Below are 603 nucleotides of genomic sequence, written 5' to 3'. Positions count from 1 at the left end.
GCGCCCGCGTGCTGATCGAGGGCCACACCGACGCCGTCGGCTCCTTCCAGTCGAATCAGGCTCTGTCCGAACAGCGCGCCGCTTCGCTCAAGCGCACATTGGTGCGCGAATTCGGCGTGCCGGGTCATGCTCTCGAGACAGTCGGCTATGGCGAAGAGTTTTTGCTGGTGCAGACGCAGAACGAAAACTGGCAGAATCGCCGGGTGACACTGCGCCGCTTCGACGATTTCATCCGTTGAGCCGCAGCTCTGAATTTTAGTTAGACGGCGCTTTCGACGGGACTTGATGAGAGCCGGTCGCCGACGGGCGACCGGCTCTTCGATATCTGGCAGGAATCGGGTGGGCGGCGAGAGTTCAAAGGGATAATTTCCGGTAGACCACACCGGAGATTTTCCATGACCATCCAGTTCAAAGCTTTGCCGACCGAAGGTGTCAGGACGCTGCAGCGCGGCGGGATCGATGCTTATGGCCAAATGCCCGAGCGAAAGATCTCCGACGGTGACGGCATGCCTTGCCGGCATTGCTTGAAGAACATCGCCGCCGGCGACGCCTATCTTGTTCTGGCGTACCGGCCATTCCCGCAGCTTCAGCCCTATGCTGAAA

The 603-nt window shown here is 59.9% G+C and carries 2 protein-coding genes; both read left to right on the top strand.

The window, feature by feature from the left end; all coding sequences use genetic code 11:
* A partial coding sequence (locus tag EN906_RS36400) for an OmpA family protein (RefSeq protein ID WP_164777722.1) occupies positions 1–239 on the top strand: 239 nt, incomplete at its 5' end.
* A 156-nt stretch (positions 240–395) separates the two neighbouring features.
* A partial coding sequence (locus EN906_RS36395; protein ID WP_127375884.1) for a DUF1203 domain-containing protein occupies positions 396–603 on the top strand: 208 nt, incomplete at its 3' end.

Source organism: Mesorhizobium sp. M7A.F.Ca.CA.004.06.1.1, from assembly GCF_003999135.1.
In the GTDB taxonomy this organism is placed as follows: Bacteria; Pseudomonadota; Alphaproteobacteria; order Rhizobiales; family Rhizobiaceae; genus Mesorhizobium.
This window is presented reverse-complemented; position numbering and strand designations above follow the sequence as displayed.